Origin of the sequence: Salipaludibacillus sp. CF4.18 (genome assembly GCF_051262595.1) — a bacterium.
GTDB lineage: Bacteria > Bacillota > Bacilli > Bacillales > Salisediminibacteriaceae > Salipaludibacillus > Salipaludibacillus neizhouensis.
This window is the reverse complement of the sequence record NZ_JBIMEV010000017.1, coordinates 69,237-82,219: the sequence shown is the minus strand read 5'-3', so window position 1 is coordinate 82,219 and position 12,983 is coordinate 69,237. Positions and strand designations below refer to the sequence as shown.

At 37.4% G+C, this 12,983-nt stretch carries 14 protein-coding genes; 2 read left to right on the top strand and 12 right to left on the bottom strand.

Going from position 1 to position 12,983, the window contains the following annotated elements; genetic code table 11:
* Positions 1–89 precede the first annotated feature (89 nt).
* The gene (locus ACHABW_RS12555; RefSeq protein ID WP_435755622.1) at positions 90–380 is read right to left on the bottom strand and encodes a DUF5316 family protein; all 291 of its coding nucleotides are present in this window, start codon (positions 378–380) and stop codon (positions 90–92) included.
* A gap of 72 nt (positions 381–452) precedes the next feature.
* Positions 453–584, bottom strand: a complete 132-nt coding sequence (locus tag ACHABW_RS12550) for a hypothetical protein (RefSeq protein ID WP_435755621.1) — start codon at positions 582–584, stop codon at positions 453–455.
* A 152-nt stretch (positions 585–736) separates the two neighbouring features.
* Here ACHABW_RS12550 and ACHABW_RS12545 point away from each other — a divergent pair, with 152 nt between their 5' ends.
* A complete protein-coding gene (locus ACHABW_RS12545) occupies positions 737–1,159 on the top strand; it encodes a VOC family protein (RefSeq protein WP_435755620.1) in 423 nt (140 codons plus the stop codon).
* Between the two features lie 24 nt (positions 1,160–1,183).
* Entirely contained in the window at positions 1,184–2,266 is a 1,083-nt protein-coding gene (locus ACHABW_RS12540; RefSeq protein WP_435755628.1) for a DNA alkylation repair protein, read from the top strand.
* A 221-nt stretch (positions 2,267–2,487) separates the two neighbouring features.
* On the opposite strand, the gene nasC is transcribed toward ACHABW_RS12540, so the two are convergent.
* The 10 genes from nasC to ACHABW_RS12490 form a co-directional block, all read right to left on the bottom strand.
* Complete coding sequence (nasC, locus tag ACHABW_RS12535) at positions 2,488–4,626, bottom strand: assimilatory nitrate reductase catalytic subunit NasC (protein WP_435755619.1); 2,139 nt, start codon at positions 4,624–4,626, stop codon at positions 2,488–2,490.
* A gap of 46 nt (positions 4,627–4,672) precedes the next feature.
* Complete coding sequence (gene nirB, locus ACHABW_RS12530) at positions 4,673–7,033, bottom strand: nitrite reductase large subunit NirB (RefSeq protein WP_435755618.1); 2,361 nt, start codon at positions 7,031–7,033, stop codon at positions 4,673–4,675.
* A 353-nt stretch (positions 7,034–7,386) separates the two neighbouring features.
* Positions 7,387–7,746 carry a hypothetical protein gene (locus tag ACHABW_RS12525; protein ID WP_435755617.1) on the bottom strand — a complete coding sequence of 120 codons (360 nt, stop codon included), beginning with the start codon at positions 7,744–7,746 and terminating at the stop codon, positions 7,387–7,389.
* Between the two features lie 153 nt (positions 7,747–7,899).
* Positions 7,900–8,163 carry a stage VI sporulation protein F gene (locus tag ACHABW_RS12520; RefSeq protein ID WP_435755616.1) on the bottom strand — a complete coding sequence of 88 codons (264 nt, stop codon included), beginning with the start codon at positions 8,161–8,163 and terminating at the stop codon, positions 7,900–7,902.
* Between the two features lie 194 nt (positions 8,164–8,357).
* Positions 8,358–8,678, bottom strand: a complete 321-nt coding sequence (locus ACHABW_RS12515; protein ID WP_110935992.1) for an LOG family protein — start codon at positions 8,676–8,678, stop codon at positions 8,358–8,360.
* Between the two features lie 9 nt (positions 8,679–8,687).
* Complete coding sequence (locus ACHABW_RS12510) at positions 8,688–9,968, bottom strand: peptidase (RefSeq protein ID WP_110935991.1); 1,281 nt, start codon at positions 9,966–9,968, stop codon at positions 8,688–8,690.
* Between the two features lie 22 nt (positions 9,969–9,990).
* Positions 9,991–10,653, bottom strand: coding sequence for a 3-oxoacid CoA-transferase subunit B (locus tag ACHABW_RS12505; protein WP_435755615.1), 663 nt, complete (start codon positions 10,651–10,653; stop codon positions 9,991–9,993).
* Positions 10,638–11,330, bottom strand: a complete 693-nt coding sequence (locus ACHABW_RS12500; protein ID WP_435755614.1) for a CoA transferase subunit A — start codon at positions 11,328–11,330, stop codon at positions 10,638–10,640. Before ACHABW_RS12500 ends, ACHABW_RS12505 begins: the two co-directional genes overlap by 16 nt.
* Positions 11,327–12,673: an aspartate aminotransferase family protein gene (locus ACHABW_RS12495; RefSeq protein WP_435755627.1), complete on the bottom strand. Its 1,347-nt coding sequence runs from the start codon at positions 12,671–12,673 to the stop codon at positions 11,327–11,329. The genes ACHABW_RS12500 and ACHABW_RS12495 overlap by 4 nt, the downstream gene beginning before the upstream one ends.
* A 32-nt stretch (positions 12,674–12,705) precedes the next feature.
* Positions 12,706–12,981, bottom strand: a complete 276-nt coding sequence (locus ACHABW_RS12490; protein WP_110935988.1) for a YokU family protein — start codon at positions 12,979–12,981, stop codon at positions 12,706–12,708.
* Positions 12,982–12,983 lie beyond the last annotated feature (2 nt).

The following is a 12,983-nucleotide window of genomic DNA, read 5'->3' as shown; positions in this document are numbered from 1 at the left end:
AGAAAAGGACACGACAAAGGATTTTTTGTCGTGTCCTTACTCGAATGAAATGCCCAGGCATTGCGTTCGGGTATTTGGTCAATACTCACTTAGATAACAAAGATTAAGATAATCGCCAAAATAATATTGGGAATTGTAATTAAAACAGTATCTGTTCCCATTTTTGTTTTTCGTCGACGATCCTTTTTAGCTTCACGCTCATTGGCACTACTTCTACCCCCGCCTATAAATGCCCCTAAAAATAGTCCTGAAAGCACAATTCCAATAATAGAAATTAAACAAGCGATGGCGAACACAGAGTCCCAACCACTTCCAGCCAGCAATCCGATTAGGATGGCTATACCTGCAACTACGATACCGAAGCCTAAATATTTAAGCACACGATCCCCTCCTAAGTTCTACATACGGCTCATAAAAGTGAAAGTTTCACATAATTTCGCCTCTAGCCTTCCCTATTTTACCCAAAGTGTCAAAGAGATGGCAAGTCTAAATCCAGCCTTTTTCACATTTTTCTGTGTGGACTCACTAAATTTTTCCATCAGTTCTAAACTAATCTTCCGAGAATAATAACTTTTTTGATGCAATTATTCTCCTCCTTAAAAATAATTTATATTTTTAAAAAGAAATTCGATAATACTAGTGAAAAATCCTCTATCCTATAAGTCTTAAAACGGCATTAATGGTTTGTATATGATAAAATAAAGCAATTATTCTTTCTAAAAGGAGATCACTACAGATGGATAAAAAACTAGATCATATCGGGATTGCAGTACGAAATATAGATGATAGTCTGATGTTTTATATAGGTGTTTTACAAGCGAAGTTAATCGATCGGTACAGGAGCGAAGCAACAGGCGTTGAAAGTGAAATCGCTATTTTAGAAATAGATCAGAGTAGGATTGAGCTCCTTGCACCGACGAATAACACAACTTCCCCAATTGCACGTTTTATTAAACAAAAGGGGAAAGGTGTTCATCATGTTGCTTATTATGTTGAAGATCTGGAGCTCGCTTTAAAAGAACTGGACGAAAAAGGGATACGGGTTATGGAAGAAACAAGAAGAATAAATAAACATGGCAGAAGATTAATTTATCTGAATCCAGCCGATACAGACGGAACGATTATTGAATACTGCGATTATCCAAAGAGTGAAAAATAACCGGAAAAGCAAGGAGTGTTTACTCTGGCAAAAGTAAAAGACATTTATAGTGATGACTTTATAAAGAGGCTTGCAAATGAATTACATAAAGCGACTCCCCTTTTTAACGCTGATAAATTTCTCTTGGCAATCTATTCTGATGACTGGAATAAGTTAGAATTTAAACAACGTGTCAGTCGGTTGTCTACAGCGATGTATCAGACTCTTCCAAATGAGTATGAAGAATCTCTTGCAGTTTTAAAAGGAATTTCACCAAAGTTTCAAGGACTTTCAGGCATTATTTTTCCTGATTATGTAGAGAAATTCGGTTTAAAAAACTGGAATGAATCGATTCAAGCTCTAGAATATTTTACGAAGTTCTCTACATCCGAATTCGCAATTCGTGCTTTTATCTTGTTAGAGCAGGACTCAATGCTGAGGAAAATGTTCCAGTGGTCTAACGATGTAAATGAACATGTGCGAAGATTAGCCAGTGAAGGTTGTAGACCTAGGCTTCCATGGGGACAATCTCTTCCATCGTTTAAAGAAGATCCGTCGCCTCTATTACCACTATTAATGAATTTAATTCGAGATGACTCGTTATATGTTAGGAAAAGCGTTGCCAATAATTTAAACGACATTTCAAAGACGCATCCTGAAGTTATAATCGACATCGTCAAACAAGAATATGGAAAAGATCCAAGAACGGATTGGATCTTACGACACGCTTCACGAACATTATTAAAACAAGGAAATAAAAAAGCACTTGCATTGTTCGGTTATGAAGCAAATGAATCGACACGCGTTACAAACCTGAATCTTGATAAAACAAAGCTATCAATTGGAGAAAGTCTTTCCTATTCCTTTCAAATCGTCGCTGAAAAAACGACAAAAATCAGAATTGAATATGCGATAGATTATATAAAAAAGAATCAAAAACGATCGAGGAAGATATTTAAAGTCTCGGAAATAGAGCTAAAAGAGGGGCAAATTAAAACATACTCACGCAACCAATCTTTTAAAAATATGACGACGAGAGTTCATTATCCCGGAGATCACACTATTTCAATTTTAATTAATGGAGAGGAAAAGATTAGTTGCAATTTCACTGTCACACCGACGCAATAACGGATCTGGTATTACTTTAGCTCTTCGCATGCCTAGATGGTTTTTTATTATACAGTTTAGCTTTAAAAGAAAGTTGACAGCTATCTTTACGCCACGCGTGTCAAGGGAAAACCACATCCTTTCGAGTAGCACCTACACGCACTACGTAGGTGCTACTCGGGTGTGGCTAAAAGATCACGCTGTATTTAATAAAAAACGGCTATACTGTTTTTCTAAAGTAATCAATTTGCTACAGGACTAAGTTTTACTGCACTTACTTTAAAACCGGGCATTTTACAGGTTGGGTCAAGTTTTTTTGAAACCAAGCGGTTCACATTTTGTGAATCAGCCCAATGGAATGGAACAAAAACAGTATCTTTTCGGATCGTGTCTGACACTTTACTTCGCACAACGATGTGCCCTCGTGCTGATTCTATTTTAACCAAGGTATTATCTTGTATATGATATTTCTCCGCTGTTGCTGGGTGTATTTCCATATATGATTCAAAATCATGTGCCGCCAGTGTTGAACTCTTTCTTGTTTGGACACCAGTTAAATAGTGAGCCATCACTCTTCCAGTTGTTAAATAGAGCGGGAAATCCACCGTCGGAGTGTCTTTAGGTATTTCAGGTTTATTTGGTACGACAATCATGTTTGCTTTTCCATCAGCATGAGAAAATTCTTTTTCGAACAATCTTTCCGTGCCAGGATGATCTTCATCCGGACAGGGCCATAAAATCCCCTCTTTTTCTCTAATTCGGTCATAAGTTATCCCTGAATAATCTGCTTTTCCACCTTTACTGGCAACTCGTAACTCATTGAAAATTTCTTCTGGAGAAGAAAATGAAAAATACTTTTCTTTTCCAAGTGCTGCCGCAAGTTCGCAAATAATTTGCCAATCATGCTTTGCTTCTCCTTGAACAGGAAAACTCGCTTCGCGCAAAGTAACTCTACCTTCTACGTTCGTCATTGTACCAGGTGTTTCTAAATACGAGGTGGCTGGTAAGATTAAATCTGCTAATCTAGCAGTCTCGGAAATAAACATATCTACAGCTACGAAGAAATCAAGCTTCTCTAGTGCTTTTTTTACAAACTCAGCGCTTGGATTAGAAACAACTGGATTTGAACACATCAAGAACATTCCTTTAATTTCCCCTTCATCTATTTTTTGAATCGTTTCAAAGGCAGAAACCCCTTTACGAGGCAAGTCTTTTTCGTTGATGCCCCATACGTCAGAGATATATTGTCGGTGTTCTTCATTCTCAATGGATCGATATCCAGGTAATTGATCTGCTTTTTGTCCATGCTCTCTTGCGCCTTGTCCATTTCCTTGTCCAGTTACTGCTCCAAATCCAGAATTTTTCTTGCCTATTTTCCCAGTAGCAAGCAGAATATTTAAAAAGTTTCGCACAGAGATCGATCCATCCGTCTGTTGCTCTACTCCTCTTGCAGTAAAAATCATCCCGGAATCTTCTCTGCCAAAAACAGTGCCTGCTTTGATGATTTGCTCAACCGGGACCCCTGTTTGTTCGGCAATCTCATTTAAATCTAATGTAGCTATATGTTCTTTAACTTCATCAAACCCATTAACACGTTCTTCTATAAAGCTTTCGTCGATCAAATTTTCATCTACAATCACTTTTAGAAGTCCATTAGCTAATGCGGAATCCATTCCTGGCTTTACTTTCAAATGTAAGTCTGCCATTTTTGTAGTTGACGTTTCGCGTGGATCAATTGCTATAATAAATGCTCCATTTTCTTTTGCCCGCTCAAAGTAAGGCATAATTGTTGGTTGGCACTCGGCAATGTTTGTTCCAGCAAGGACAATGCATCTTGTGTGAGGGATTTCACTGATTGTGTTAGTAAAACCACGATCAACCCCAAAAGTCTGTGCTGCTGCAGAAGCTGCTGCTGACATGCACAAGCGACCATTATAATCAATATATTTCGTCTCTAATCCTACTCGGGCAAATTTGCCAAGTAAATAGGCTTCTTCATTTGTAATGGTTGCACTACCATACACGGATAATGCGTTTTTCCCATGTTTAGTTTGAATGGCGGCAAATTTTTCGCTTATTAAAGCATATGCTTCGTCCCAAGAAATTGGTTGGAATTCACCATTTATCTTTCTTAATGGATGTTTAATACGGTCCGTGTGCACAGCATGTTGATGAGCATTTAAGCCTTTAATACATAAACGTCCTTCCGAGGTGGGATTATCTTTTCCTACCGTTTGGTACTTTTTCCTAGTGACCGTTGACTGTTCAATTAGCTGCATTTTACATTGCATACTGCAAAAGGGACATTGTGTATCGTACAATTTTTCTGTTTCTGCTTCCTTTTGTCTCGTTCTGAAATATCTTAATAACTTTTCAGTCAATGTCTCTCATCCTTTGTTTGCGTATTTGCCACGATAGGACAGGTTATTATATCTGAACAGACTTTTCTAATGCTTTTCTGTTTTGGTAGGCATCGTTGCCCAAGCTTTCAATGAGTTGCTCTCTCAAGTCTTTATCAAATAAAACTTCTCTTATATGCAATAGATTGACTCGACTAATCCAGTCCCAAGTTCGTTCAGCAAATTTTGCCGTCTCACGGTAATATTGGATAAACCCAATAATAATACCGATTACCTCTTCCTCTGAATCCGCGACACAAAGCAATTGTCCAGGAAGTGCATTTCGACCACTGCTTCCGCCAACATAAATTTCCCAGCCTCGATCAAATTGGATGACGCCGATATCTTTTGTTGTCGAACCTGCTCCATTGTGCATACAAGCTGAAACTCCCATTTTGATTCGATGTGGAGTTACGAGATAATCCGTTTTCTTTTCTAGTTCAACCGCTAATTGAAGTGCATGATGTTTTTCACAAGTACAGACGGTTTCACCAATACAGGTCTTGATATTTTGGACCGTATTTCCAAAAGTACTACTTAATTGTAAGTCTAGGTCACGCCATATATCTTTAAGATTGTCTTCTTTTACACCGAATAAATGAACTCTTTGTTCACTAGTTATCGCAACATTGGGAATCTCGTATTTCTCAACGACATTTGCAATTTTCCGTAATTCTGCTGCATTCGTAACACCGCCATAGCTTTGTGGTGTAAGTGAAAATGTTCCGTCTTTTTGCTTTGTTGCATTCATCCGTTGATTGATAAATAGTGATTCTTTATTTAACTCGTATTCTGGATAAATCATGCCAAGGTAATATTGCAAAGCAGGAACACATGTAGAACAACCTTCCTGTTTAGACCAGCCAAGTTCCTTCATCACATCATGAATGGAAGCTAGGTTTTTAACTTGCATCTCCGAAACTATCTCTTCGTCTGTAAGTGTTGTACAAGCGCACATTGGTTTTTTTTCGATCACTTCATCAAAATCTTCACTTTGGATGTACATCAGCAGGTCTGTCACTAATGGTTTACAGCCACCGCATGCACTCGAAGCTTTTGTACATTGTTTTACTTCTTCAACAGTAGTTAAACCTTGTGATTGACAGGCCTCAATAATTGTTCCTTTTGGAACAGCATTGCAATTACAGATCAATTCAGTTTGCTCCATTGATGCAACCTGAGACGTCTGGTCTGATGCGTGCAATATTAGCATTTTTTCTTCATCAGTGATGACTTTTTGTTTGCTAATGATATCCAGCAGTTTATTACCAGGCTGAGTATCGCCGAATAATACAGCACCTATTACTTTATCTTCCTTCAAAATTATTTTTTTATAATTTCCGCTTAATTCGTCATATTGAGAAATCGTTTTTGAATCTTCATCAGCATAAAATTGACCTACAGAAAAGACATCAATTCCAGCTATTTTTAATTGTGTCGATAAGGTAGAACCTTGATACCCGACAGACTCTATCCCACATATTTTCTCCGCAAGAATTCTTCCTTGCTCGTAAAGTGGTTTTACAAGTCCATAGACCATTTCCCGGTGTTCTACACATTCACCGACTGCATAAATATCTGTCACACTTGTTTCTAAATAGTCATTGACTAAAATGGCACGTTTCGTTTCTAAGCCACTATCTTTTGCCATTTGAACATTTGGTTTTACACCTACAGCCATAATTACAGCATCAGCTTCTATTACGGATCCGTCTTTAAATCGTAAGCCTTCTACATGCGTATCTCCAATTATTTCTTCGGTAGCTTTTTCTAAAAGGAAGTTCATTCCTTGTTTTTCTAACTCAAGTTGAAGCATTTTAGCAGCAGTTGGGTCTAATTGCCTTTCCATTAAACTATCGGCAATATGTACCACATCTACTTCCATACCTAAATTAAGTAACCCTCTTGCTGCTTCAAGACCTAAAAGACCACCGCCAATAACAGCTGCTTTTTTGCCTGTTTTTGAAACGTTTATAATTTTCTGACAATCCTCTATAGTCCTAAAGCTAATAACTCCCTCTTTATCCGATCCGGGAATGGGTAATACAAATGGGACAGAACCCGTTGCAAAAATGAGTTTATCGTAAGGAACTTCTCGATTTTGATCAGTAATAAGTGTTTTATTATCAGTATCCACTTTCAGTACGGTTTCGCCTTTATAAAGTACAATATCGTGTTCATCATACCAGGCACGATTTTTTAAAGTGATGTCCTCTACCTTTGTATTTCCTTGAAGTACAGTTGATAATAGAATTCGATTATAATTATCATGCGGTTCACTGCCAAACACGGAAATATCAAACATGTTAGGATTTTTCTTGAGGATTTCCTCAATACAGTTCATACCTGCCATACCATTTCCTATTAAGACTAGCTTTTGCTTTTCCATTTATGAAACCTCCAGATAAGAATCTAATCTCTTATTCCACTAATATCGTTCATGGTCATAAACCGATAATATTTGTATATAAGTGCTTATTTAATGATTATATCTTTTAATCTTAACGATTGTTCGTGATAAAATCTCCTACTATGTCAGATGAATTGACAAGGAAATCTGAGCACTTAAATCTAAAGCATTTTAGAGAATAAATGTGAAGCGCTTACAACCAAGGGGCGCGAAGAAACCTTAAGAATGCTGAACTTTTTCATAAAAAATCTAATAATAAGCATATGAAAAAAGCTTGAAAAAACTCCCTTTTCAAGCTTCTATATGTACTATTGAAATGGCTTATTAATTAGTTACTGAATATGAATGTCGTAAACAGCATTTTCCGTTTCTACTTTTAAATTTTTTTTATTACTCGAGGTGACTATTTTCCCGTTAAGCGGGATCTCATAAATGTTTTGAGGTAATTGTTCTTCTTCGGTTTCGGTTATTTGAACAATGCCGTTTCCGTGAAGTACTAATTCCTTGCTTGAAATGTAATCATCAAAGGTGTCCTCGTTTGACTCAATAGAAAAATGTTCAAGTTGAAATGTGACTCGATCTATATCAAAGAGTTCCTTTAATCCTGTAGATAATTCTCCTTTTTGAATAAGTACAGTTTCACCCGTATGCGATTCTAACCATGTTGATAATTCATTAATGTGCTTGTCCATTTTAAACCTCCATTCTTTCCTTATATAAATGGTACTTTTCCCAAATAAGTCCCTGTTCATTCTTTTAGTAAAAATAACGAAAAAGAATTTCGAGGGTAAGAAATTCTTTTCGGTAGAAATTTTATTACATTGAATATAAACAGATGCCTGAATTTACTGTCCTTTTTTATCAATCATGTTAGAGATTTTATTTATATTTATTGCGTTTGGATCCTCGGTTATAATTTTGACAAGTTGATCTTCTTTTTCCTTAGTTATAGATTTATTTGCAGTAGCAGCAACTTTTTGGACTATTTCTCTTACTGTCTTTTCGTCTTTAAAGTTTGCTCCCTGAATAGAATTAGCTAATTTAATAATATCTGTAATTTTTACACCTGATTTTTTCTGGATGTTTTTAAATATTTTATCGAAAGCCATAGTAAACACCTACTTTCTATTGTAGAAGTCAACAATTCAAGATTTGTTGCATCACCTGACAAATCAACATTGTTTGGAAGACTTACAATAAAAGTATGCATCTTAAATTTATTTGTTTGGGTTCATAACGATTTGAAGCTAAAAACTTTATGATTTTCAATATAATTTGAATCTAATATTAATAAAAAAAAGTGCTATTCCTTTTTTGAAGGAAAGCATCTCTTTAAAATAAATACTCGATTAATAAAGTCGATTTTACGATTTATGTAGTTACTCACCTTATAATTAGTAATTCGGTCAATTAGTGTTGTTGCATCATTTTCCATGACGACCATTTTTCTATACTTTACCTTTACAAACCCCTGACTAACCATGTGATCGAACAATGCAGCGATCGGTGTATAGTAGTCATTAATATTGAGTAGTGCACAAGGTTTATGATGATACCCGAGCTGAGCCCAAATTTGGCAAACAACCGTATCAAATGATAGCGGTTGTTTGCTGTTAGTTAACAAACCTTGTAATCAATATTCAACTCCACACCAATCAATCAGTGTTAAAACAATGATTTCAGCTGCTTCAAATACGCGATCTAGCTCAATATATTCATTTGGAAAATGAGCTTGGTCAGTTACGCCTGGTCCAAAAACAATCGATGGTATATTCCCGACCTGAGTCAATAATCCTCCATCTGTACCCCATGGGGAGGCTTCAATTATAGCTTCCTCATTTAAAACAAAACGATAATTTTCGGACAATAAACTAAGCAATTCGTGATCGCTGTCAATTGAACCTGGAAGCCACCTGCCACCATACCACTCAATACTAGCAGGATGAACATTAAACCACGGTTCAACTTCACCTAACCCTTCAATCCATGTTTCTATCTCCAACCGAGCATCTTCCATCTGTTCATCGGGGGAAACGCCCATTCTCCCTTCTAGGATGACAAAGTCAGGAACGGACGATGGCCACTCTCCCCCTTCGATTTTTCCAATATTGATTGGTATCGGAATGGGGATTTTCGCATATAAAGGATCAGTAATTCGTTTATTTCGTTGATCCTCAAGTTCTTTAATATGCTTAATAACGATCAAACTTTTATCGATTGCACTAACCCCTTCATATCGCGTACCACCGTGTGCAGATCGTCCCTTCACATGAATCCGAAACCACATTGATCCTTGCTGCTTAGGAAAAATTTTCATGTTGGTTGGTTCAGGAATGAGAGCTGCATCTGCTTGATATCCCCTAAGAATGGCTGCTAATGTTCCAGATCCGCCACTCTCCTCCTCAATCACACTTTCGAATATGACATCCCCTTTTAGCCTAATATTTAAGGTTTGAAGTGTTTTCAGTGCTACTAGCATAGAAACATTTCCACCCTTCATATCAGTTACCCCTCGACCGTACATCTTTCCATTCTTTACGATTCCGCTAAATGGATCTTCCTCCCATTGATTCCTGTCTCCTGCCGGTACAACGTCTATATGTCCATTTAATATGATTGAACGCCCCCCACCCGTTCCTTTCAAAACCCCTACCACATTTGGACTTCCGCTAAAATCGTATCTAGAAGAAGCAAAATAAGGACTTGCTTGTAATTCTTCTCCATTAGGCTCCCATAGATCAACATCTAATCCCATATCAAAAAGTGTTTCCAATATAATTCGTTGTGCATCGGCTTCTTTTCCTTGTGTACTAGCTATTTGAACAAGTCGTTTAAGGAGGTGGATTCCGTCTTTTCGATTTGCTGTGATTGACTGATGAATGTTCTTTTGTAATATATTTGTTCTTTCCCCCATCGTTCATCCTCCCAATTTTTAATTAGGTGATTGTTGTTACATTATTAGAAAGAAGAAGTGAGGATGCCGTATTTTCAATAACATCATTTATTGTGTAAGGAGCCATCACCTCTTTTAATACTAACCCCCGTTCTGTCACATCAATAACTGCCATGTCTGTTATAATTAAGTTAACACAACGTTTAGCAGTGAGGGGCATCGTGCATTCCTTTAGTATTTTTGGTTTTCCATTTTTGTTTGTATGGTTCATTAAGACAATTACTATTTTTGCTTTTTTGGCAAGTTCCATTGCACCGCCAATCCCGGAGACTCTTTTTCCAGGAACAATCCAATTGGCCAAATCCCCCTGTTCACTTACCTCTAATCCACCTAAAATGGATATATCGAGATAACCCGATCGAATCATCCCAAAAGCAGTAGCACTGTCAAAAAAAGATCCACCCGGAACAATCGTTACCGGAAAACCAGCAGCATTACATAAGTTAGGGTCTTCTTCTCCTTTTTCGGGAGATTTACCCATTCCTAAAATGCCATTCTCAGCGTGAAACATCACATCGATACTTGGGGGCAAATGATTGGAAACAAGTGATGGGATACCTATTCCTAAATTGACGATCATGCTGTCTTTAATTTCTGCTGCAGCTCGTTTGGCCATTCGATTTCGGCTATCTATTCCCATGGCCATTTCCAATCAACTCCGTTGCTTTCAATGACCATATCAACGTAAATTCCTGGAGTTTCAATTTCCCCTGGATCTAGTTCACCTATTGATACAATTTCATTTACTTCTGCAATGGTAAATGTACCCGCCATGGCTACTAATGGATTCGTATTACGGGCACTTGTTTCATAAATAAGATTGCCATACGTATCTGCTTTGTTAGCATAAACAATAGCTATCTCTGCAGTTAATGGCGTTTCCAGTAAAAATTCTTTTCCATTAACAATCACTTTTTGTTTTCCTTCCTCAATCATACTATCAAGTCCTACGTCTGTTAGAATTCCACCAAGCCCTACTCCTCCTGCACGAATACGTTCTGCTAGTGTCCCTTGAGGGGAAAATTCAACTTCCATTTTACCCTCAACCATCAGACGACCTGCAACTGGATTGGAGCCAATATGAGAGACGATTACTTTTTTTGCTCTCCCTTGACTAACGATTTTTCCAATTCCGATCTCAGGAAAACCGGTATCATTGCCAATAAGAGTTAAATCCTTTACATCTTTTTCGATGATTCCATTAATTAAAGTGGGAGGACTACCGATTCCACCAAATCCTCCAAAAAGTAAAGTGCAACCATTGTCTATATGTGAAATGGCTTCTTCTAAAGTGGCAACTTTATTTAATGAGTTTGCTTTCATATGTTTTCCTCCAATCGAGCTTGAACATCACGCAGCGTCTCTTCAAAGAGAGTGACTAACAAATCGATTTCTTCTTTTGTTATAGTAAATGGTGGTGAGATGATGATTGCATCACCGTCTATTCCATCCTTTCCTGCAGAGGCTGGATAGAGAAGTAATCCTTTGTTTCTCGCTGTTTCAACGATTAGTTTTGTTAAGGTTTTTGCCTTGTTAAAGGGTATTTTTGTTTTCAAATCAGCAACAAACTCAATACCTATCATGAGTCCTTTTCCTCGGATATTACCTATTATGGGATAGTTATTTTTTAAGTTTGCTAGTTTTTGAAATAAAACAGTTCCAGATTCCTTAACTCTATCCACCAATTGATTTTTCTCAATATAGTCAATTACAGCTAAAGCAACTGCTGCTGATTGTGGGTTCGCACTATACGTATGACCACTCATGATTGATTTAGATCCGTCAACAATTGACATCATCACTTTTTCGTTTGCAAGTGCAGCAGCAATAGGGCTATATCCTGCACTCATTCCTTTTCCTAGGGCGATAATGTCTGCCTTCACGTTCCAATGATCAAGTCCAAACATTTTTCCAGTCCGTCCGATTCCTGTCATCACTTCATCAGCAATAAAAAGGATGTCATATCTATCACAAATTTCTTTGATTTGTTCATAGTATCCTTTCGGTGGAACAATCACTCCCCCAGCTGCTCCAATCATTGGTTCGGCAATAAAGGCTGCGACATGATCGACTCCAACACGCTGAATGGCTGTTTCCAGTTCGCTCGCACAAAAAAGCTGACAATCTGGGTACTCAAGATTAAATGGACAACGATAACAATAGGGAGCCGAGATCGATGGATAATTTTCCAATAGCGGGACAAATCGTTCACGCCTTTTTACATGACCTGACATTGATAGCGCCCCAATTGTTATCCCGTGATAACTAATCCAACGAGAAAGAATTTTATTTTTTTTGTCCTGGCCCCGTTCTTGCCAATACTGAATCGCGATTTTCAATGCGGTTTCAGTTGCTTCTGAACCACTGTTAACAAAAAATGACCAATAATCAGTTTCAGCATTAACAAGTTGATTTAATTTCTCTGCTAATTTCTCTGCTGGATCCGATGTAAATTGCGAACGATAGACAAAAGATAGTTTTTTTGATTGTTCATGCATGGCCTCAATAATTTCAGGAACTGTGTGGCCAAGACTCGCTGTTACAGCTCCTGATGAACCATCGAGATATTGTTTGCCACTATCGTCAAAAAGGTAAATACCTGAGCCACGAACTGCTTTTGGGTAGAAATCATCCATGTTTGGTTTAATTAATAAAGAACGTGTCATCATCGCGGTACCTCTTTCCTGTCGTAAAACATTCAGTTAAAACGAAAATAGTTTCTTTTCAACAGCTTTGGAAGACTCATTAGCTGGTCATAAGTGATGCTTTTTCCTATTTTTTCTGTATCGATTAACATCAGGTGATCTTCTAGTTCTTCAATAATATCTTCTGTTTGATATTCCATTCCGCAGGATAAACAATGAATTGCAGGTGTGTCTAAAATTTCGATAGCTCTTAATCCATCAGGAAGTTCCCAATAAACTGTACAAACAATTGATTTAGCTTCGTCCTTTTCACACCAGTTGCATCTCATAT

Coding starts and splice junctions, on each gene's coding strand:
- ACHABW_RS12525 (WP_435755617.1), bottom strand. CDS start 7,746: ATGGACAAGCACATTAATGAATTATCAACATGGTTAGAATCGCATACG.
- ACHABW_RS12490 (WP_110935988.1), bottom strand. CDS start 12,981: ATGAGATGCAACTGGTGTGAAAAGGACGAAGCTAAATCAATTGTTTGT.
- ACHABW_RS12495 (WP_435755627.1), bottom strand. CDS start 12,673: ATGACACGTTCTTTATTAATTAAACCAAACATGGATGATTTCTACCCA.
- ACHABW_RS12500 (WP_435755614.1), bottom strand. CDS start 11,330: ATGAAAGCAAACTCATTAAATAAAGTTGCCACTTTAGAAGAAGCCATT.
- ACHABW_RS12505 (WP_435755615.1), bottom strand. CDS start 10,653: ATGGCCATGGGAATAGATAGCCGAAATCGAATGGCCAAACGAGCTGCA.
- ACHABW_RS12520 (WP_435755616.1), bottom strand. CDS start 8,163: ATGGCTTTCGATAAAATATTTAAAAACATCCAGAAAAAATCAGGTGTA.
- nirB (WP_435755618.1), bottom strand. CDS start 7,033: ATGGAAAAGCAAAAGCTAGTCTTAATAGGAAATGGTATGGCAGGTATG.
- ACHABW_RS12510 (WP_110935991.1), bottom strand. CDS start 9,968: ATGGGGGAAAGAACAAATATATTACAAAAGAACATTCATCAGTCAATC.
- ACHABW_RS12545 (WP_435755620.1), top strand. CDS start 737: ATGGATAAAAAACTAGATCATATCGGGATTGCAGTACGAAATATAGAT.